Genomic DNA, 710 nt, shown 5'->3' with positions numbered 1-710 from the left:
CGGCGTTGTCGTTCGCCTGATCTGCCGCGGTGGGTTCTGGCGAGCAGTTTGAGCTGGGCGTTGATGCCGCCTTCTAAGCTGTTGGTGGTGGATTTGATCCGCTCGGGCGCAAGGACTCCTGCTGGCGGGTTGAGGTAGACAAACAGCATCTCGGACCGCCAAAGATGGTTGAGGCTGTTGTAGGCCTTGCGCACGTTGTGGTGGGTCCACACGCGGGTCCATGCACCTGTTTTGGGGTCTTTGATCATGGTTTTCTCGTTCATCCATTCCCGGTAGATCGTTGAAAACTCGTGCAGTTGCACACCCCACGCGGCGGCTTCATCCAGTGTGGTGATCCGGGTCAGTTTCAGCGCAAGTCGGTAGATGGTGCGCCCGGCATCGGTGCGTGGGTTGGTGGTGGTGTAGCGGCGGACCACGCGTTGGGCGTGGACGAGGCAGCGTTGAATTTTCGTAGTCGGCCAGCACTTTTTGATTGCGCTGTATGCGCCTTGGCCGCCGTCGATGACGGCGATGAGTGGGGCTTCGATGCGTTCAAGCAGCAGTTGGTAGTCGCGGGTGGTTTCGTGTTTGCACCAGTGCCAGGCGATCACGTGGTCGATGGTCGCCGCGACGATCAGGCAGCCACCGGCGGTGTAGGTGCCATCGAGAAATACCTGGTCGTAGATCCGCTTGTGGTGGCCGGCGGTGGGGTCAGGCACATCAACGAGCCA

General features: G+C 60.3%; 1 pseudogene. It reads right to left on the bottom strand.

Annotation, left to right across the window (positions count from 1 at the left end):
• Positions 1-710: pseudogene (locus IE182_RS31570) on the bottom strand (IS256-like element IS1249 family transposase); the annotation flags it as partial.

The organism is Streptomyces cinnamoneus (assembly GCF_014650495.1).
Lineage (GTDB): Bacteria > Actinomycetota > Actinomycetes > Streptomycetales > Streptomycetaceae > Streptomyces > Streptomyces cinnamoneus.
This window is presented reverse-complemented; position numbering and strand designations above follow the sequence as displayed.